Annotated in this window: 17 protein-coding genes and 3 tRNA genes; 5 read left to right on the top strand and 15 right to left on the bottom strand. The window is 45.6% G+C overall.

The window, feature by feature from the left end:
- The 4 genes from tuf to B3A20_RS05625 all read right to left on the bottom strand — a co-directional run.
- Positions 1-920: elongation factor Tu (gene tuf, locus B3A20_RS05640; protein ID WP_290762706.1), on the bottom strand; the 920-nt coding region annotated here is incomplete at its 3' end.
- Positions 921-943: 23 nt separating this feature from the next.
- Positions 944-1,015: transfer RNA gene (locus tag B3A20_RS05635), tRNA-Thr, on the bottom strand.
- Between the two features lie 42 nt (positions 1,016-1,057).
- Positions 1,058-1,140 (bottom strand) — tRNA-Tyr (locus B3A20_RS05630).
- A gap of 9 nt (positions 1,141-1,149) precedes the next feature.
- Positions 1,150-1,222, bottom strand: a tRNA-Thr gene (locus tag B3A20_RS05625).
- Positions 1,223-1,657: 435 nt separating this feature from the next.
- On the opposite strand from B3A20_RS05625, the gene B3A20_RS05620 reads away from it, so the two are divergent.
- The 5 genes from B3A20_RS05620 to ahcY all read left to right on the top strand — a co-directional run bounded on the left by B3A20_RS05620 (position 1,658) and on the right by ahcY (position 8,651).
- A complete protein-coding gene (locus B3A20_RS05620; RefSeq protein ID WP_014545995.1) occupies positions 1,658-2,071 on the top strand; it encodes an acyl-CoA thioesterase in 414 nt (137 codons plus the stop codon).
- Between the two features lie 28 nt (positions 2,072-2,099).
- Positions 2,100-3,395, top strand: a complete 1,296-nt coding sequence (locus B3A20_RS05615) for a replication-associated recombination protein A (protein WP_173565102.1) — start codon at positions 2,100-2,102, stop codon at positions 3,393-3,395.
- Positions 3,396-3,470: 75 nt separating this feature from the next.
- The gene (locus B3A20_RS05610; RefSeq protein ID WP_290762704.1) at positions 3,471-5,186 is read left to right on the top strand and encodes a DUF4153 domain-containing protein; all 1,716 of its coding nucleotides are present in this window, start codon (positions 3,471-3,473) and stop codon (positions 5,184-5,186) included.
- A 3-nt stretch (positions 5,187-5,189) separates the two neighbouring features.
- The gene (locus B3A20_RS05605; RefSeq protein ID WP_290762702.1) at positions 5,190-7,004 is read left to right on the top strand and encodes a DUF4153 domain-containing protein; all 1,815 of its coding nucleotides are present in this window, start codon (positions 5,190-5,192) and stop codon (positions 7,002-7,004) included.
- Positions 7,005-7,190: 186 nt separating this feature from the next.
- Positions 7,191-8,651, top strand: a complete 1,461-nt coding sequence (gene ahcY, locus B3A20_RS05600) for an adenosylhomocysteinase (RefSeq protein WP_290762701.1) — start codon at positions 7,191-7,193, stop codon at positions 8,649-8,651.
- A gap of 202 nt (positions 8,652-8,853) precedes the next feature.
- On the opposite strand, the gene B3A20_RS05595 is transcribed toward ahcY, so the two are convergent.
- The 11 genes from B3A20_RS05595 to B3A20_RS05545 all read right to left on the bottom strand — a co-directional run bounded on the left by B3A20_RS05595 (position 8,854) and on the right by B3A20_RS05545 (position 19,522).
- Complete coding sequence (locus B3A20_RS05595) at positions 8,854-9,066, bottom strand: hypothetical protein (protein WP_290762700.1); 213 nt, start codon at positions 9,064-9,066, stop codon at positions 8,854-8,856.
- A 52-nt stretch (positions 9,067-9,118) separates the two neighbouring features.
- Positions 9,119-10,120: a virulence RhuM family protein gene (locus B3A20_RS05590; RefSeq protein WP_290762698.1), complete on the bottom strand. Its 1,002-nt coding sequence runs from the start codon at positions 10,118-10,120 to the stop codon at positions 9,119-9,121.
- A gap of 119 nt (positions 10,121-10,239) precedes the next feature.
- On the bottom strand, positions 10,240-13,287 hold the full coding sequence (locus tag B3A20_RS05585; RefSeq protein ID WP_290762697.1) for a type III restriction-modification system endonuclease: 3,048 nt from the start codon (positions 13,285-13,287) through the stop codon (positions 10,240-10,242).
- 9 nt (positions 13,288-13,296) lie between these two features.
- The gene (locus tag B3A20_RS05580) at positions 13,297-13,524 is read right to left on the bottom strand and encodes a hypothetical protein (RefSeq protein ID WP_073306048.1); all 228 of its coding nucleotides are present in this window, start codon (positions 13,522-13,524) and stop codon (positions 13,297-13,299) included.
- 71 nt (positions 13,525-13,595) lie between these two features.
- Positions 13,596-13,811 (bottom strand): DUF3791 domain-containing protein, encoded by a 216-nt coding sequence (locus B3A20_RS05575; protein WP_095879321.1) that lies wholly within the window; start codon positions 13,809-13,811, stop codon positions 13,596-13,598.
- Between the two features lie 155 nt (positions 13,812-13,966).
- Entirely contained in the window at positions 13,967-14,512 is a 546-nt protein-coding gene (locus tag B3A20_RS05570) for a Panacea domain-containing protein (protein WP_290762694.1), read from the bottom strand.
- 137 nt (positions 14,513-14,649) lie between these two features.
- Positions 14,650-15,708: a hypothetical protein gene (locus B3A20_RS05565; protein WP_290762693.1), complete on the bottom strand. Its 1,059-nt coding sequence runs from the start codon at positions 15,706-15,708 to the stop codon at positions 14,650-14,652.
- On the bottom strand, positions 15,698-17,149 hold the full coding sequence (locus B3A20_RS05560; protein WP_290762691.1) for a DUF5677 domain-containing protein: 1,452 nt from the start codon (positions 17,147-17,149) through the stop codon (positions 15,698-15,700). The genes B3A20_RS05565 and B3A20_RS05560 overlap by 11 nt, the downstream gene beginning before the upstream one ends.
- A gap of 10 nt (positions 17,150-17,159) precedes the next feature.
- Positions 17,160-17,900 (bottom strand): hypothetical protein, encoded by a 741-nt coding sequence (locus B3A20_RS05555; RefSeq protein WP_290762689.1) that lies wholly within the window; start codon positions 17,898-17,900, stop codon positions 17,160-17,162.
- 17 nt (positions 17,901-17,917) lie between these two features.
- Positions 17,918-18,391: a hypothetical protein gene (locus B3A20_RS05550; protein WP_290762688.1), complete on the bottom strand. Its 474-nt coding sequence runs from the start codon at positions 18,389-18,391 to the stop codon at positions 17,918-17,920.
- Between the two features lie 306 nt (positions 18,392-18,697).
- Positions 18,698-19,522: a hypothetical protein gene (locus tag B3A20_RS05545; RefSeq protein WP_290762686.1), complete on the bottom strand. Its 825-nt coding sequence runs from the start codon at positions 19,520-19,522 to the stop codon at positions 18,698-18,700.
- Between the last annotated feature and the right edge of the window lie 2 nt (positions 19,523-19,524).

Here is a 19,524-nt window from a genome sequence, read left to right as displayed (position 1 = left end):
GCCTTGAATTCGGTGTGCGGAGTGACAGACTTCGGAGCGGCGAGAACCATGCCACGGACGATGTCCTTCTTTTCAGCGCCACGGAGGAGGAGACCAACGTTGTCACCTGCCTGAGCGTCGTCGAGAAGCTTGCGGAACATTTCAACACCCGTGATGACGTATTCGGTGGTTTCACCGAGACCGATACGTTCGACCTTGTCGTTCAAGCGAACGATACCGCGTTCGATACGACCAGTAGCGACAGTGCCGCGGCCAGTAATCGTGAACACGTCTTCGATCGGCATGAGGAACGGCTTGTCGGTATCGCGCTGCGGGAGCGGGATGTAGGTGTCGCAAGCGTCCATGAGTTCCATGATCTTGTCCTGGTATTCCGGATCGCCTTCGAGAGCCTTGAGAGCAGAACCACGGATGATCGGGGTATTGTCACCGTCAAATTCGTACTTGGAGAGGAGTTCGCGAACTTCCATTTCGACGAGGTCGAGAATTTCAGCATCGTCAACCATGTCGCACTTGTTCATGAACACGACGATCTTCGGCACGCCAACCTGGTGAGCGAGAAGGATGTGTTCGCGAGTCTGCGGCATCGGACCATCAGTAGCGGCAACAACGAGGATTGCGCCGTCCATCTGAGCAGCACCAGTCACCATGTTCTTCACATAGTCAGCATGCCCCGGGCAGTCGACGTGTGCGTAGTGACGGTTAGCGGTGGTGTATTCGACGTGAGAAGTATTGATCGTGATACCACGAGCCTTTTCTTCCGGAGCGTTGTCGATTTCATCGAAACGCTTTGCAGCGGCGAGACCCTTAGCTGCGAGAGTCGTGCAGATTGCTGCAGTAAGAGTGGTCTTACCGTGGTCAACGTGGCCGATGGTGCCGATGTTGCAATGCGGCTTACTTCTGTCAAAATGTTCTTTTGCCATTATTCTATCTCCATTTTAGTGAGAGCCCAGATCGGGAGTCGGACCCGAGACCTCTTCCTTACCAAGGAAGTGCTCTACCACTGAGCTACCTGGGCATAAGCCCTACGATGCCTTAGACACCGTAGGGCTGATTGTCGTGGGCCGTCGTGGTTTCGAACCACGGTAGGCGTAAGCCAACGGATTTACAGTCCGTCCCCTTTAACCACTCGGGCAACGACCCATTATGTAAAGCCAAAGATAGGAATCGAACCTACGACCGGCTGATTACAAATCAGCTGCTCTACCAGCTGAGCTACTTTGGCACTCTTTTTGTTTCAGTTCACTTGAAGAACTAAAGCGTGGCAAATTTAATAAGATTTACCTGGTCTTGTCAACAAGAATTGCGTTTTTTCTAAAAAAAAATTGAATTTTTCCAAAAAAAGGGTAAACAAATTAGAGAAAAGAATGTTAGTTGATTGTTGATAGATTTTTAAGTGAAAAAATGAGCACTATTTTTAGCAGTTTTTAGTCATTAGTTATTGGTCATTAGCTATATTTTGTTTAGTTATTAGTAGTAAGTCTTTAGTTATTAGAAGAGTTTATATCAAAATGCTTTAGCAACCATCGACCAACGACCATTGACTACTGACTAACGACTATTGACTAATGACTATTGACTAATGACTATTGACCAATGACTAAATTCTAATTAACTACTTTATACAACCGAACTTATACCCACCCCTATATAATTACACATGGAAAACAACTTTTCTTTCAAGACCCGCATTCAAGTCCGCTATGCAGAAACTGACGCCATGGGCGTTGTACACCACGCCACCTACCCCATCTGGTTTGAACAGGCCCGCGTGGACTTTTTCCGAGCTGTAGGCGCCCCCTACGACGAAGTGGAACGCGAAGGATTCGCAAGCCCGGTTTTGGAACTGAACGTACAGTACAAGCGCCCGTGCCGCTTTGGTGACTTTGTCGACGTCGAAACAAAGCTCGTGCACGAAGGCCGCTGCAAGTACAAATTCCTCTACCAGGTGACTTTGAACGGCGAACTCTGCACAACCGGTTATTCCGTACACGTATTCACGAAGGGCGGAGTCCCGACTCGCGACAAGCCCGAATGCATCAAGAAAGTCGAAGACAAGATTTTTAGCGATTAATATATAGAGCAATATTTCAGGCACGACCATGGACGCCCCCTTAGCAGAACGCCTCCGCCCGCAAAACTTGGACGAGTTCCTCGGCCAAAACAAGATTCTTGGACAGCAGAGCTTGTTGCGCAAGAGTCTTGAAAACGACTCCATCCCCAGCATGATTTTCTGGGGACCTCCGGGTTGCGGAAAGACAAGCCTCGCCCACGTCATCAAGCAGCACACCAAAAAGCGTTTTGTGGCACTCTCGGCAGTCGCAAGCGGCGTGAAAGAGGTCAAGGAAGTTCTCGCGGACGCACGCCAGATGAAGCATGCGTTCATGGACACGATCCTTTTCATCGACGAAATCCATCGCTTTAACAAGGGGCAACAGGACGCACTCCTCGGCGCTGTGGAAGATGGGACGGTAACGCTCATCGGCGCGACCACGGAAAACCCAGGATTCGAGGTGAACGGGGCTTTGCTCAGTCGCTGCCAGCTGATTTTGTTTGCGCCTCTCAGCAAGGAAGACTTGCGGACGCTCATTTTCAGCGCACTGCGGGACCACCCACGAGGTTTGCAGCTCAAGGATGTCGAAGTCGAAGACGCCGTTGTAGATAAGCTCATTGCACAGTCCGAAGGCGATGCACGATTCTTGCTGAACCAGCTCGAATGGATTGGCAAGAACCTCGGCGACAACAAAGTCATTGACGAGAAACTGCTCGAAGAATTCCAGTACAAGAAGCCACTGCGTTACGACAAGAGCGGCGAAGAGCATTACAACTTGATTTCGGCGTTGCACAAGTCCGTGCGCGGCTCGGACCCGGATGCGGCGCTTTACTGGCTCCACAGAATGCTGCAGGGCGGTGAAGACCCGCGGTTCATTTTGCGCCGCCTCATGCGCATGAGCATGGAAGATGTGGGACTAGCAGACCCGAACGCATTACTGCTTGCGACAAGCGCTCGCGAAGCGTACGACTTCATGGGAATCCCCGAAGGCCTGATTGCACTTGACGAACTCGCCGTTTATTTGGCACTCGCGCCCAAGAGCAACAGCCTCGAACTCGCAGGCATGAAGGCAGACGCCATCGTGAAACAGACGGGAACGCTCCCCGTGCCACGAGCCTACCGCAATTCCGTCACCCGCGTCGGCAAGCAGCTCGGCTACGGGAACGGCTACGAGTACGATCACGACAGTCCAGGCGGCTACTCCGCGCAGGAACACTTGCCCACGCAACTTGTCGGCACGACGATTTACGAACCCAAGCCGTATGGACGCGAAAAGGCGCTCGGCGAACGCCTCGCGCAGTTGAAGCAGTTAAAGAAAGAACGCAACGAGCGCGAAGGGAAGTAAGGGAGATGCCCGCTCAGTGGCGGGCATGACAACGTTCGCGGGATTCGCGGGCAACACAAAGAACTTGGAGGGAAAATGGACTTAACAGCAATCAAAAAATACCCGAGCCAAATCTCGAGCGCTTTTAAAAGGTTCCCGCTAGCAGTGGCGTTTGCCATTTTTGCCACCGTCGCTTTTATACACGCCGTTGAAATTTCTAACTCACCCCTTACAAATCGCTTTGCGCAATGGCAGCTCATTTACCCCATCGCGGCAATGCTCATTTCACTCGCGGTTTCGCTCGTCCAGGAATCACGGCAGAACTTTAGCAAGATTCCGCAAATCGTAGCAGGCGCCCTTTGGCTTGCCATTTCCATCGCTCTCGTCCTTTACTTCCCGAAAGACTCTAGCGATATCGGACGGACATACGTCGGATCGACATATTTGTTTATCTACACAACCGCGTTCTTGAGCATTTTTGTTGCGCCGTTCTTTAAGCAGAAAGACGAAAATGGATTCTGGAATTTTTTAGCGAAGAGCATAAAATCAGCCATCATTGCCATTGTCATTTCATACGCATTGGGTGCCGCCATCAACTTGCTTCTGCTCGGGTTTTATCATCTTTTCGATATCGACCTCCACGAAAAAATATTCTTGTACATCACCATTTTTTGTTCATGCACGGTATGCCCCATTTTGTTTTTCTCCGAGATTCCCCACATTGACGATTGCCTACAAAAAGTACCCGTTTTGAGCAAATTCGAAACAAGCATAAACAGGTTTATCTTTTTACCCGTTGTATTACTATACATAACCCTCCTTTACGCTTACATCGCAAAAATCATCGTCCAGTGGGAAATGCCCAAGGGTACGGTTTCTTACCTTGTTTCGGCATCCATGTTGCTCATGCTTCTGCGGGTGACAATGACGCTCCCCGAGCGCACCACATCAAAGCCATCCTTCGAAAGTAAACTCCTGAAAATTCTCCCCGCCGCCTGCATCCCCCTCGTCATTTTGATGTCCGTCGGCATCATGCGCAGAATCTCCGATTACGGGATTTCAGAAGACCGCTATTACATTGCAGCCGTCAACGTCTTCTATTACATCATTATCGCCATTTTGCTCATAGACAAAATCAGGTGCAAATCCAAGTACATTGCCATCGTTTTTTGCAGCATGTTCTTTATCGCCACAAACGGGCCGCTGAGCGCCATCAACGTCACGCACCGCATTTGGATGGGAAGCATCAAGGACGCACTTACCGAACTGGGTTACACCAATTTCCCGCTAAGTAAAGACGAAACTGCAGAATTCGCAAGACGCGTCCAAGATAAAAGCGACCACAAAACAAACATCGCCACTTCACGATTGATAATTCTCAATTCCAGACACGACAAAGAACTCGCACAGTACATTCCCAAGGGAGATGCCCTCATCCTGATTTCCAGAAAATCTTCAACAACAGAAGAAGTCAACGAGTTCCTTATCAGCGCCTACATAAACAATTCCAAAAACAGCTACTTTGAAATTCCTAAAAACGCAACCCAAGTAAACCACTTTTACAAGACATTCGATAAAGAAGATTACAGGTTTCAGGGCGACACGCTGTTTTTCCAGCTCAAGCCTAAAAAGCTTGACAAGACCTTTAATTTCTTTGTCACCAGGCAAGCATTAGAAAGCAAGGACGTGCAATTCCTCGAAACCGAAGGTGCCAAAATCGGTGTCGAGAATTTGGACTTGACTTTATACAAGAAAGAAGAAAAAGTCAAGCACAATTACTTTAGTATCCGTGGTATCCTTTTCCTGGAGTAAATCATGGTCTTAGCCGCAATCAAGAAATACCCGAGTCAAATCACGAGCGCGTTCAAACGTTTTCCAACCGCATCGGCGTTTACGTTTCTCATATTCATCACCCTCGTCATCGAAACGAACTTGTTTTCGCTATTTGACAAGGTCTTTGGCGATAACGCCATCAAGTGCTTTACATGGCTTGCCATCTACCCCATTGCGGCATTAATCATCTCCCTCACGACATCGCTCGTGCAGGAATCCCGGAAAAGCACAGACTGGCGGCCCCAAGCCATCGCGAGCGGCTCATGGTTCGTGCTTTCCTTAACACTAGTATTTGCACTACTCGACAAAAGCGGCGATTATCTCATCTACTTCGGAAGCGCAATCACCCTCATCTATATAACCGCATCCTTGGGATTTTTCTTTGCGCCTTTCTGGAAGGAGCGTAACGAAAACGGAGTCTGGAATTTTTTACAGAAAAGCTTCAAGGCAGCTGTCGTCGCTATACTTGTCTCGGCCATTTTGCTCGGCGCTATTGAGGGCTTTGTCTTTGGTTTCGAACAACTGTTTGACGCCGACTTTGACAGCGAATTCACCTATCTCAACATATTCTATTTCTGCGCAAGCGTAGTCGCCCCCATATTGTTCTTCACCAAAATTCCGTCCATCGAGGAATGTCTTGAAGAGACCCCGACCTTGAGCAAGTTTGCATCAAGCACCATCCGCTTCTTGTTCATCCCGGTCATCACCATCGGCACACTCCTCTTCTACGCTTACATTCTCAAGTTTATCGCCTTATGGAACATGCCAGGCGAAACGCCGTCTTACTTTGTCATAGGTTTCATGATTTACATGCTCGTGCTCGTGACCGTCATGTACCCAGTTCGTCTCACCGCCGAACAGTCCTTTGAAAAACGCTTCATCAAAATAACCCCTGCCGCTTGCCTCCCCCTTGTCATCTTGATGTCCATCGACATAAGCAACATGGTAAACAAATTCGGCATCGACACCGAATACATCTACGCCATCGCACTCAACATTTATTTTTACGCCATCATCGCCATTTTGCTCATTGACAAAATCAGCCGCAAGTTGCGATACATCGCCATCGTTTTCTGCGCCATGTTTTTCGTTCTCACGCAGACGCCGTTTAGCGCACCCAACATAAATGCGCACATCTGGAAAAGCAGTATCGAGAACGCGCTTGCCGCGCAAGGCTACAGCAAGTTCCCGCTGAACGAAGAAGATACCAAGAATTTTATTTTCAAACTCAAGGAAAGCAAAGATTCCGAATCGCAAAGGGTGCTTTCACGATTGATTTCGCTCGAAGAATCAAGCAACATATTCATCATCACGCATTTTTCCACAAGCGAAATGTCCCTGAACGACATCAAACGCTTGCACCGTGAAGCATTCGAAAAGAGCAATTGCTGCGACGAAGACACCACCGAAAAATTCGAATCCTTCGAAGCTGACATCGATCACCCCAAAAACGAAAGTGTCGACATCCCCAAGGGAGCAAAGGAAGCCATCAACCTCGACCTCGATTTCGACAGGGACGATATCAAGTTCGAAGGCGACACCCTCGTCTTTTGGCTATCGCTATTCGATAACGAAAAATCCAGCGCAGACTCCACAAAATCCGATAAAGATGCCAACGAGAAAGATTCAAAGTACAAGACTTACACTTTCAGAATCACTAAGCAGGAACTGATGCAGGACTCACTAAAGACCATCGTAAATGACAGGGTCACGCTCAGCATCAACAAACTGCACGCTGAACAATGGTCCGAAAAAGGGCGTTCGCTCCGCATCGAAGGGATACTGTTTGTGAAGTAAACGTCCTTAAAAACCTTTAGAGAACACCGTGCGACACATTAGTGCAATTTATCGGCTTGACTATATTTATGCATATAACTATATTTACGCATAAATAAGAAATGTACGGTTCTACGCAATTATGAAATAGTCGCCAAAACCGTGCGCCAAAAGCGGCTGCGAAAACCGCACCCAAAGGAATAAACTATGGAATACAAAATTAAGGACATTAACCTTGCGATCGAAGGCCGCAAGGAACTCGACCTCGCCGAAACTGAAATGCCGGGCCTCATGGCTCTCCGCAAGGAATATGCAGGCAAGAAGCCGCTCGCAGGCGCCCGCATCATGGGTAGCCTCCACATGACGGTACAGACCGCCATCCTCATCGAAACGCTCGTGGACCTCGGTGCAGACGTGCGCTGGGTCTCCTGCAACATTTTCAGTACGCAGGACAACGCCGCAGCCGCCGTCGTGGTTGGCAAGAACGGCAGCGTGAGCAATCCGCAGGGCGTGCCTGTTTTCGCCTGGAAGGGCGAAACCCTCGAAGAATACTGGGAAAACACCGCCCGCGCCCTCGTGTGGCCCGACGGCAAGACCGCAGACCTCATCGTGGATGACGGCGGCGACGCCACCATGCTCGTGACCTGCGGTGCAGAATTCGAAGACGCAGGCAAGGTGCCCGAATTCAACCCTGCAACCGACAGCGAAGAATGGGGCGTGTTCCTCGCCACCTGCCGTAAGATTTTCGAGAAAGATCCGAAGCAGTGGACCCGCGCACGCGAAGCTCTCCGCGGCGTTTCCGAAGAAACGACTACCGGCGTGCATCGCTTGTACCAGATGGCCCAGGCCGGCCGTCTCAAGTTCCCGGCAATCAACGTGAACGATTCCGTCACGAAGTCCAAGTTCGACAACCTCTACGGCTGCCGCCACTCCCTCATCGACGGCATCAACCGCGCCACCGACGTGATGATGGCAGGTAAGATTGCAGTTGTGTGCGGCTACGGCGACGTGGGTAAGGGCTGCGCTCAGTCGCTTCGCGGTCAGGGCGCCCGCGTGATCATCACCGAAATCGACCCGATTTGCGCACTCCAGGCCGCCATGGAAGGCTACGAAGTCAAGACCCTTGACGAAGTCGTGAGCTACGCCGACATCTTCGTGACCACCACCGGCAACACCGGCATCATCAGCGCCGCCCAGATGAGCAAGATGAAGCACCGCGCCATCGTGGGTAACATCGGTCACTTCGACAACGAAATCGACATGGCCGGCCTCAAGAAGATTCCGGGCATCAAGCGTAACGAAATCAAGCCGCAGTACGACGAATGGATTTTCCCCGACGGCCACAGCATCCTCGTGCTCGCTGAGGGCCGCCTGCTGAACCTCGGCTGCGCCACCGGTCACCCGAGCTTCGTGATGAGTGCAAGCTTCACGAACCAGACCATCGCTCAGATCGACCTCTGGCTCAACGCCCAGGGCAAGCAGACTGTCGCAGGCATCAAGTACGAAAGCGGCGTCGTCTATACGCTCCCGAAGATCCTCGACGAAAAGGTCGCACGCCTCCACCTCGAAAAGCTCGGTGTTCACCTCACCCGCCTCACGCAGGCTCAGGCCGACTACATCGGCGTGCCTGTGGAAGGCCCGTACAAGGCTGATCATTATCGCTATTAATAGTAGACAGTAGGAAGTAGACAGAATCGCAGACGGCAAGTGCCGCACCCCGCGTGTCATCCTGGAGGGAGCCGCAAGGCGACCGATAGGATCCAGGGCGATTTGTCATTGCAAGGGGCGAATAGCCCCCGAAGCAATCTCATTACAAATTCTAACGACAATCCCCCGGCACCTGCCGAGGGATTTTTCTTATACTCTGTTCTTAACGATTCCAGCCGGAATGCCCTTCGCCGTAGACAACGCCACCGCCTTCATCATCGTAACCGCCCAACGACGACGAGCTTTTTACGCCCAACCACCCGCGCATACGCTTGATACGTGCGGAAGAAAGAGTCTGGGACGGAGCTGCAGAGGCTTGCTCCGAGGAGGCGACCTTATCGGCCGGAGATTGGTTATTGATTTCAAAATCGGGCATGCAAAGAAAGATAGAAATTATCACTTGCTCAGCGGACTTTCCACGGCACAACTTAATTCTTCTTTATTTTCCGAATCGCTTTGTCAAAATCAGAGTCAATCTTTTGCGTGCGGTTGAAAATCTCGTATTCCCCGAAAGCTTTCTCGTCGGCCTGGTCCCGGCTGACTTTTCCATTGCCATCGAGAATATCGTAGCGCCTGAATTCCAAGAACTCGTTTACACTAGCAGCAAATTGTTCCATGTTAAAAGCAATCTCTCGTTCAATCAAGTCTTCGATGTAGTCAAAATAGCCACTCACAGCACGTTCCAGCTGGCGGATCTGCTTTTCCGACAAATAATTCTTGGCAATGTTCACATCGCTTTTCAGCACACGACCACTCGGAGAATTTTTCCATGTCGTAAGACCCATGTGCTCTTTTTTGTGGTCGGCCTCCTCATACACAATTTCTGCAGCGGTCCGTCCCGTTATCGCATAATGGAACTTGTTCTGAACCGTAGCGAAAAACTTTTTCGTTATTTCGGAATCCTTGTCGTAGTCTATGGAACACTCTGCAAAAATATCCGTTATCTGTTGCCAGATGCGGCGTTCGCTCGCGCGAATAGACCGGACCCTTTCCAAAAGTTCCTTGAAATAGTCCTTCCCAAAAACAGCATTGCCTTGCTTTAAGCGCTCGTCGTCGAGCACAAAACCCTTCTTGATGTATTCCTTCAGGATTCCCGTAGCCCAAATGCGGAACTTTGTAGCCTTCGCAGAATTTACACGGTAACCGACGGAAATAATCGCATCAAGGTTGTAAAAATTCATTCTATAGTTTTTGCCATCGCTGGCAGTTGCCGAGATTTCCTCGGTAACTGATTTCTTTTCCAATTCTCCGGAGGCAAAAACATTTTTCAAGTGCAAACTGATGTTGTCCGTCGAACAGTCAAAAAGCTCAGCCATCGCCTTTTGCGTCAACCAGATGGTCTCGTCCTTGACAAGGGCCATAACCTTGACATCTTCTTCAGGACTGCTGTAAAGAATATACGATATCTGTTTAGCTAGTTCGTTTGACATATCTCCGCCATCTTTTACACATCCGAGCACTAAATGTATATTCATAGAGAAATATTGTCAAGCCCCTCCACCCCTAACGCAAAAAGATCAACAGCGAAACCGTTGAGGAAGAAGTAGATTTACTTTACCAAATCCAGCAATCGTTCGTAGGAATCCACCACGTCGTAGGTGACGGAGTCGCTGGAGATGGCGGCGAAATGCTTGCGGGCGCACTTGATTTTGGCGGATTCAATTTCACGAAGTTCCATGGTGCTCATGGAGCCCTTGGTTTCGGCAACAAAATACACATGCTTGACTTCGCCCTCATGGAATGCGATTGCCCAGTCGGGATTATACTTGCCGACGGGCGTATTGATAAAGAATCCCTTGGGCAACTTGATGTAGAGCGAGACTTCCTTGCTCGTTTCCAGTTTTTGCGCGAAGTCGCGTTCGTTACTGGAATCGTAAATCAGGTGGTCGTACAAATGCTGGTGCGTTTCGCAGGCATTCATGCCGAGGCGGCCCTTCATCGTGTTGTCTGTAAAGATGCTCGTCTCGTAACTAGATTCCAGCTTGTTATACGTGATATGCTCAATGATGACGGTCGCCTTCTGCTCGTTGATTAGGCGGCTCGCCTTGATGATAAACTCTTCTGGGTTTTCCTGGAACTGGTCAAAGACGGCCTTCTGGATTTTGCTCAGAATTTCGCCAACGGTCTTGCGGGTAAGTCCCGTATCTTCGACAATCTTTCCAATCAAGTCGTACTTGACGCTGGAATTTGCGGTGGCGACGGCAGCCCTGGATTCCGTAGTTTCCATCTTAAAGGCATTGCCCGCTTCCAACTGTTCCTTGGACTTGATTTTATCCAGAGAGCCCTGCGACACTCTGAAGAAAATCTTCGTTACGCGCAAGTTCGCATTCAGCGCATCGACTGACTTACGGACAAGTTCATCCGTCTCGAAATCCACCACGTAAGCGGACTTCGCGTTAATCTTCTGCCAGAGTTCCTTGAACTCCTTGGAATTGTACTTGCTCTTGTTCAAGTGCAGTTCCACATTGTTCTTGCGGGCATCTTCGGGCTTAATCGCATCGGCATCGTAAAGCGTATCAAGTACATTGCAAATACTTGCGGAATAAGGAGCGACTTCTTCGCAAAGGGTCAGCGTACCCGCAGCCTTGTCCGTGCGATACTTATCTGTCAAAGCGCCTTTCTTCACATAGCCGCATTCCAGCAAAGCATCGTAAACCGTCTGCGCAAAGTCATCCGTTACAAACAACTTTTCGCCAGATTCCGAAGTAAACGACTTTTCCTTGAACAGGTCAATCGTCACCTTGACCGGGCGGCTGCCAATCGTTTCGGCCATTTCAGTCTGCAACGCCTTCGCGAAATCCTCGTAACTTTCATTTGCGATAACCGTCAGCACATTCACCAAATGCACATCACCGCCCAAGACGCTTTCGTCCATGCGTTCACCGTTCTGGTTTACGCACAAACGCAACCCGCGGCCTACTTCTTGCCGCTTGCGAACTTCCGAAGCGCTGCTCTTGAGCGTACAAATCTGGAACACGTTCTGATTGTCCCAGCCTTCTTTCAGTGCAGAATGGCTAAAGATAAACCGCACCGGCTCTTCGCGCGAAAGCAAGCGTTCCTTGTCCTTCATGATCAAGTCGTAAGCGTCAATATCGTCGGAATCCGACGACCCGCGTGCAACCTTGCTATCTACAAAGCGACCGCCGCCCTTCTTGCTCTTGTCGATGGAGAAATACCCCGCATGCGCCTTGTGGGCATCCGTCTTTTCCAGGAATTCAAAATACTCTGGGCTCTCCAGCAAATCCTGCTGCATCGACTTGCGAACAGCTTCATATTCTTCTTCGAACATCCTGGCGTAAATACCCATCTCGTCCGGAGCGTCGTAATCGCGATACTTCTTGACCTCGTCAATGAAGAACAGCGAAAGCACCTTGATGCCCTTGCCGAAAAGCGCCCGCTCGCGTTCGAAATGCGAAATAATCGTTTCGCGAATCTGAATGCGGCGCAACTGTTCCTCGTTCACCACGCCCACACAATCACCGGCAAAAATCTTCTTGCCGTTCGTGAAAGTCACAGAAGATTCATTGCCGTTCACTTCGGTAACGGTATAGCCGTCCTTGTATTCTTCGAGACCACCCGACTGTTCATAAAGATTAAAACCCTTCGTGACATGAGCCTTTTTCTTGAGCAGGCCACCCTTGCCCTTGCAATCAAATTCAAGAGTCGCGACAGGAGCCTTGTCTGTAAATACCTGAACGCCTTCCAAGTACAAGTAACCCTCGGTCGCCGTAGAACCGCTCACCGTAATGCCCTTGACGCTAATCTTCTTGACCAGGTGCTTGTTGTAGGCATCCATCGCATCGAGGCGGTAAACCATGTTGTAGATGGCGTCCTTGCGGTGCGTCGCCGAATAGCGCAAAGTCAACAGCGGCTGGAATTCCGCAAGGCCCTCTTTCGTCTTCTTGCCCTCGACACTCTGCGGCTCGTCGATAATCAGAATCGGATTCGTGCTCGCGATAACGTCTATCGGGCGGCGACTGCGGAACTCGTCCAGCTTCATGCGGATACGGCGCGCATCCTTGCCCGTAGCGTTGAACGCCTGCGAGTTAATAATCATCACGTTGATGTGACTGTCCGACGCAAAGTGGTCAATCTCAGTCAAATTCTGCGAATTGTAGATAAAGAACCGGATGGACTTGCCGTATTCTTCCAGAAAATGTTCCTGCATGATCTGGAACGACTTATAGACGCCCTCGCGAATGGCAATACTCGGCACCACTACGATAAACTTGGTCCAGCCGTAGGCACGGTTCAACTCGTACATCGTCTTGATGTAGGTGTAGGTCTTGCCCGTACCCGTTTCCATTTCGATGGTCAGGTTGTAATGGCCTTCCAGCTTGTCGGACTGCGGCAAAAGATTCGCAGACTGCACTGCCTGCAAGTTCGCAAGCACCTTGGAATCACTCAGCTCGGGCACCAGACGCTGGTTGCAAAAACCGGTCACGCCTCTCTGGGCAGGCACACTGCCGCCAAAGAGCTTGGTCGTCCCTGAATCCATCAAGTAGCTCGATTCCAGGTAGGGTTGCCCCGCGAAAACATCGCAAACGGCCTTCGCGGCATCTGCCTGGAACTGCTGGTACTTGAACTGGATTTTCATAGTGTAAAATTAGGAATGTTTTGCAGAAAGTTCTGTTTCTTCAAGTATCTGCACAAGGACTTTGTAATCAAGATACTGGATGCCTTCAACGCCCTCATGGATTTTATCGGCAAGCTTGCTCTGGTAATAAAGATCCATAGCTTCTTCCAGCGAACACTTACGCACCTGCGCCAAATGCGCTATAATCCGTTCTTCCAGGCGTTCCTGATAAACCTTCTCTAGAACTTCGCCATCCATAAGCTAAACCTCTTCGCCAGAAACAAACGTCAGCAACGAATCAATCGCTTTCTGCGTAATGAAGGCAACAATCATATAGCTACCTTGCGGACTTTCAAATATTCCTCGATATCGCTCACGACAAAATCAGTCCCTTGCGTGTGCATTATTTCGTAATTGGGAACAAGGAACTTTTGGATACAACCGGAATCCCTAAGTTTTTTATATACAGCGGACGGCAGCTGATTCCACTTGTTTGCACAAGCGTGGATCATGTACACGACAAATTCGAATGAATCCTGGATCATAATGCCTCCGTATAATTTAAAAGATACTTATTTTTCGTTAAAGAGGATAATATCCACCTTGCTTTGGAGGTGCCTAATACGCTACGAAAAATCTATTCACAGAACGTATTTCAACAATTTTCTCAGAAAAAGTCCATTTTACGGCAGAAACATAGCTATGCAAACTCTTTTTTGTAGATTGCTCTTTCTGCAAGGACCACGTCAATCTCTTTTTTGTCCTTGCCCAAAGCTTCCATAATCTTGCGTAGCGGCAACGGAATAGAAGACCCCTGCGGATCTTCCCATTCAGGGAGCTTGTCCGCAACATTGTTCACCAAGTCCCACTTGTCCATCCTGCCGTATTTGTCAACAATCTCGCCAATGGTATTCTCTTCGGCACGGGACAGTTCAAGAATCTTTTCGTTGACCGAGGTATCCCTTATGGCGATATCGTATCCGTCCCGCAAAAAGAACTTGTCCCATTCCTTTTGGAACTTGTCGCAGGATTCGTTCATGATAAGATTGTAAAGCCTAGAAAGAACAGGGTCATGCGGCATCGAATAATACTCGTCGTTAGAAATCGACGAATCGTATTTATCGATATGCAACCTGTCCGAAAGATACATCAACTTGATGACCTTCATGTAATTGATGGATTTCTCGTCAATCCGTTTCATAATGCACGCGATTATGCCCATGAGCTTTTCTACGTTAAAAAGCATAATGCCTCCATCAAGTTGCAGTGAAAATATACATAACTCGGACTCAATTTCATATACTCCTTTCCTTGCAGACAAGCCAAAAACAACCGCAAGGCACTGTTTGTTATATAATTATTTTGAGCCTCCGTCAAGGGGAGCTAAACAACACATGGAATATTTCTCTTGTGCATTTCTTCAATTAAAACAGTATTGACTTTTGCAAAACTACCGGATTCGCAGCATTCTACATTCTCTTCTTGCATGCGATTAAACACAATTGTTTCAAATTTTGAATCATTTAACATTTTTAAATAATCATCTAAGTTCTCTAGTTCTTCGTACTCAAAAAGCCCATAGAAAAGCTTCAACACTACAGCCTTATTTAGACTTGTTTTTAGTTTTGCAAACTCTTTCTGCTTCAACATGTTCTTCATAAGAAGGCAGAAACAGCCGAATAAGCTATGATCCCTTATAAAGGGAAACACCCAATAATGCGTACAAAACGTCATTACTACCATTGTTTGGAGAAATAAACCCATGCACATTCCATAAAATTGCATTACGCAATCTTTTCCATCAAGAACTGGGAAGCCTAACGAATCCAAATGTTCTAAGTATCGTTCTTTTAAAGTCGTTTTTTCATATTTCAAAAAAAGACATTGACCTCTTTCCTCTCCGATACATTCTATAACTTCATCTAACGAATGAAATCTACGCCCATATTCATCTTCATTCATTCCCTCTTCGGGAAATAAATGCCAAAAAGAATTCTTTGCACCTATTTCACAAAGTTCCTTGTCAACAAACAAATATGACAATGGTAAAATCAGCACCTGGTCACTATGATTCTGAATAATGTCTATATCATCAGCAATGGCGAGTTTTAGATATTCGGCAAAATATTCTTTAGAACCATTAGTGGACAACAATGCTACGGGATCATCAACAAGATGTTTCTTTCCAAATGTCAAGAAGGGATACAGTGATTTACTAGCCACATTTAGATACATTCCGCCAATAAACACGCATGTATCAAACTCGTATGGATAATTATTTATAAAGAAATCTATTTCTCGCTTGTGTCGTAGCCAAAATATCTGACACTCGTTTTGGATAGAGTAAACTCCATCAACATCAAAAGACTCATACTTTCTCAATAGCATGAGATATTCTTGCTGAATCTTTTTTATGGACTCAATCAATAAATTACAGCCCATTTTCCTTCATCCTATTTTTCAATTCATCTGAAATGCCAAATTCTTCAATCAAAAGTCCGATGGTCTTATTCATCACCATAACCGCATCGTACCATACAGATTTCATCTTTTGAAGATTTTCTACATCTGGGATACAGTGATACTGATGCCCTGGAGTATCACAAGCTAACAAAGCAGATTCTCTAATCGCACCCCATAAACCATGCTCAAAACCAGAATCGTAGTCGTAGATAAAATACAAATCTTTTTCATCAACATCTTCAAATTTTTTCTTTATATTTTCCCCTTCAAACATCCTTGTATCCATATTTTGCATTAAACGATTTTTAAATACATTGACAAGGATGTTCAAATAACGCAAGTCTAAATGGCTTTTTTCACTAGGAGATTTATTTGTTGCCGCGTATCTTTCTGTAACAAGTTTCAATCCCCCCATTCCATATGATTGATACTCTTCCCATATGTCAGACTTTCTTTGCTCTTCTTTCAAAAGAAATTTCATCATCACAAAGTCTTCTATAAGAACTCGAACAATCGAACGTCCTGAAATTGAATTATATAAACTATGTTCAACAATTTCAAGAAACCTTTTGTACGAATAAGTCGCCAATCCTAACATTACAAGCATCTTTTCATTTAACGGATTAGCTATTCTATACAGAGATCCATAATAATAAAACACATCTTTTATATACGCTGTGTATTTATCTACTTCTTCATCAGAAATTTCTTTTGTGTAGTCCAACGCAAAACCTTTACATTCAAAAATAGCTCCACTTTTTTCCCAAAAGTCGTCTATAAATTGTTGATTTATTTGTAAAAATTGCATCTCTGAAGCTCTAATCATAGGCCTAATCGATCGCATTATTTCTTCAGAATGATCTATTAAAGGGTATAGAGAGAATCTTCTTAACACATCAATGGGAAAATGCATTTTGTCCGAAACAATCCTATAATGCAGAACGCAAAATCTAATATCCGTAGCAAAATTAGATTGATGATCCGCCATCTTCCGAATAACGGATTCTAAAATCGCAGATTGATTTTCAAAATCAATATTCTCTGAAAAATAAGAAGAGAAAACGGGGTATTCTGAATACGTGTATATAAGCGAAAGAGGTGCAAGAGCTTTCCTAAAATCTAAATCATCTATAATTTGAAAAATATTTTTTTGCAGAGAATCATTTAAAGCTAATAATCCTGACATTGTAGGAAAAGGCCACGCATCTGAAGCAAAAATAAATCTTTGCATCATTTGCATTATCCGATTCAATCCAAGTTTTCGCTCTTCAAATGAATTTAAAATTAAGCCCAACCAAAGATATTCCGGCAGGCGTTCTGTAAACCAACTACATGGTTGTAAAGATTCAATAGAATTCAATGGCGTTACGAAAACACCATTTTGCAATTTATGACCATTTAATGAGGCATGTTTTCCCATAAGAATAATCTTAATTTATGTCCAATTCCTCAAAATGCATCATAGCCCATTTTGCTTGAAGATGCCCTTTTGCACATTCTTCTTTCTCTTTTTCATTCAAATCTCGCATTTCTTTCAATGTGAAGTAGTTTATCATTTTGCCATTTTCAGATATTTCAATTGGAACGCATCGGCGATCCCTTGGATTTTCAACTAAAGCTGAATGATCTATATCCAAAACCTTTTTGTTTTTTTCAAAGCAAGCAAAACCTGAATAAATATTACCTTCGATATGTTCGCATTCATCTATTTTCTTCGAACAAACGCTACAATCACCCTTCGTCGTCGTAAAGCCTAGACTCGAATATACTTTGAAATGAGGAAACAATAGCTCCTCCATTTTTTTCATATAATCCATTAAGCAAAATTCATTCAAAAGACAATCCTTCACCTTTGATGCCCAAGAATAAAATTCTTCTGCATTCATCAATTTATCCCAAGCTCGTTCTGGCTGATTCTCTTTTAGAAGAACAATTGATTCAATACAATTCTTTACTGAATTTAAATAATTATGACATCCAAAAAATAAATTAGACAATTTTTCTTGTTTGTCTCTATTTGCTTGCCATTTGAAATTCTTAAAGATTCCTACATTTTTTTCTAAATCTTCTATTTCTTTCTTTTGTAAAGAAACATCCCTACAAAAAGTTAAATAATTTATTGCCTCTCCCACAGTTTTTTCATAGAGAGTCGTTATTTCTTTTATGGTCATTTGAGCCGCATTCTGTATCATTTTTTCAATTCTTTTATACACTTTCTAACTTCATCGACACCCTCTTTAGGACCATCATAATTTATTTTTGTTGCTGTATTATTCTTTTTGTCCACAATTTCTATTCCAAAGCGTACATTGACTTTTTCATCTTTGGGGAAAGAAACAGACGAGATATACGTTTTTACTGACTCGATGATTAGATTAATTACATCGTTATTTTCAAGATAAAAATCGAGCAAAATTGCTATTGTTGGGAGAAAAACATCAATAGAATGTTGTTCGAGATACGATACATTTTCACCTTTCTCATATACACATTCAAAGCCGTTTCTCTTTAATATTTTTGAGAACGAATGAATGCTTTGAAGATAAACAATATTTCCTTTCGCATCAGTTTCTCGGGGAATGAAAAAAATGCTCTTATTTCTAATGTCATATTCATTAGAAAATATGCGGCTATTTATATTTGTATAATTTGAATCATTCATGATATCTTATTCCCAAATATTGAAAAACTTATATAGAGCATCCCTTTAGAGAAAGTTCACAGCTCACCATTCCTATCAACAATTCTTGCCTGAAATGGAGCCATAAATCCACATTTGCGGCATCTTTTGTAATACACTGCTATGCCATTACCTCCTAAATTGATATTTCTGTTGGCAACATCCTCACGACTTTGAGCATCAAGAACCCCCATAACAAGAGAATCATCACTTATAAAACGTATTGGTGCAAAAGCGCGTTGTCCACAATGAGGACATTTAGTTACGATTTTTTTTATATATGGCATGTTATTTCCTCACTAAGTTAACAAACCACTTGGTTATAGGTTCTATTTTCTCTAAAAAAGTTGCAACTTCCTTTGTGGATATACTAGTATCCTCTTCTGAATTTTTCTTCTTCTCTTGGATTTCTTCCTCACCTAATAATGGTTTCATAAGTTCACTATCAATTTTTCCCAAATATTTCAATACATAACAAAAGCGTAAGGCTTGCACCATTCGAATAGATTTATTCTCCTGACTCTTATTAATCATTCCTATTGTAGCGCAAAATAATTTAAGTAAGGGCATAAAAACAAAAAGAACACACACTATAAAACCAATTTTCTGAATTACAACATACCAAAATTTAGCCGATTGCAAACAATTCTCTGGAATATCAGGAGGATCTTGCGAAAAGAAAACACAAACGCCTATTATGAATAACACCATAATTAAGGCAAAGAAAACAAATATCGTAACCCAAAATCCACAATTTTTGTCAATAACAGATTCATTATTTTTTTCAAATTTAGGTATAAGTTCGCTTAGATCAACTTTTTTCTCATCCCAATTCCCGTTATAAGGTCCATCAATATCATCATTTATATCGGGAGCCCCACCAGCATCGCCCTGAGGGAGGTCGCCGGTTCCGTCATCTTGAGGCGGCGCATTATCAGCAGCATCAACCGCAGTTTCGTCCTGCGGAGGTGCAGCAGTCCCGCCATCCTGAGGAGGAGCTCCCTCAGCAGCGCCATCCACAGTTCCGTCCTGCGGAGGTACAGCAGTTTCTCCATTCTGAGGAGGCATGGTTTCAGTATTGTTTAATGTTTCATCACTCGGATTGCTTGCCATAG

Source organism: Fibrobacter sp. UBA4297 (assembly GCF_002394865.1).
Lineage (GTDB): Bacteria > Fibrobacterota > Fibrobacteria > Fibrobacterales > Fibrobacteraceae > Fibrobacter.
This window is presented reverse-complemented; position numbering and strand designations above follow the sequence as displayed.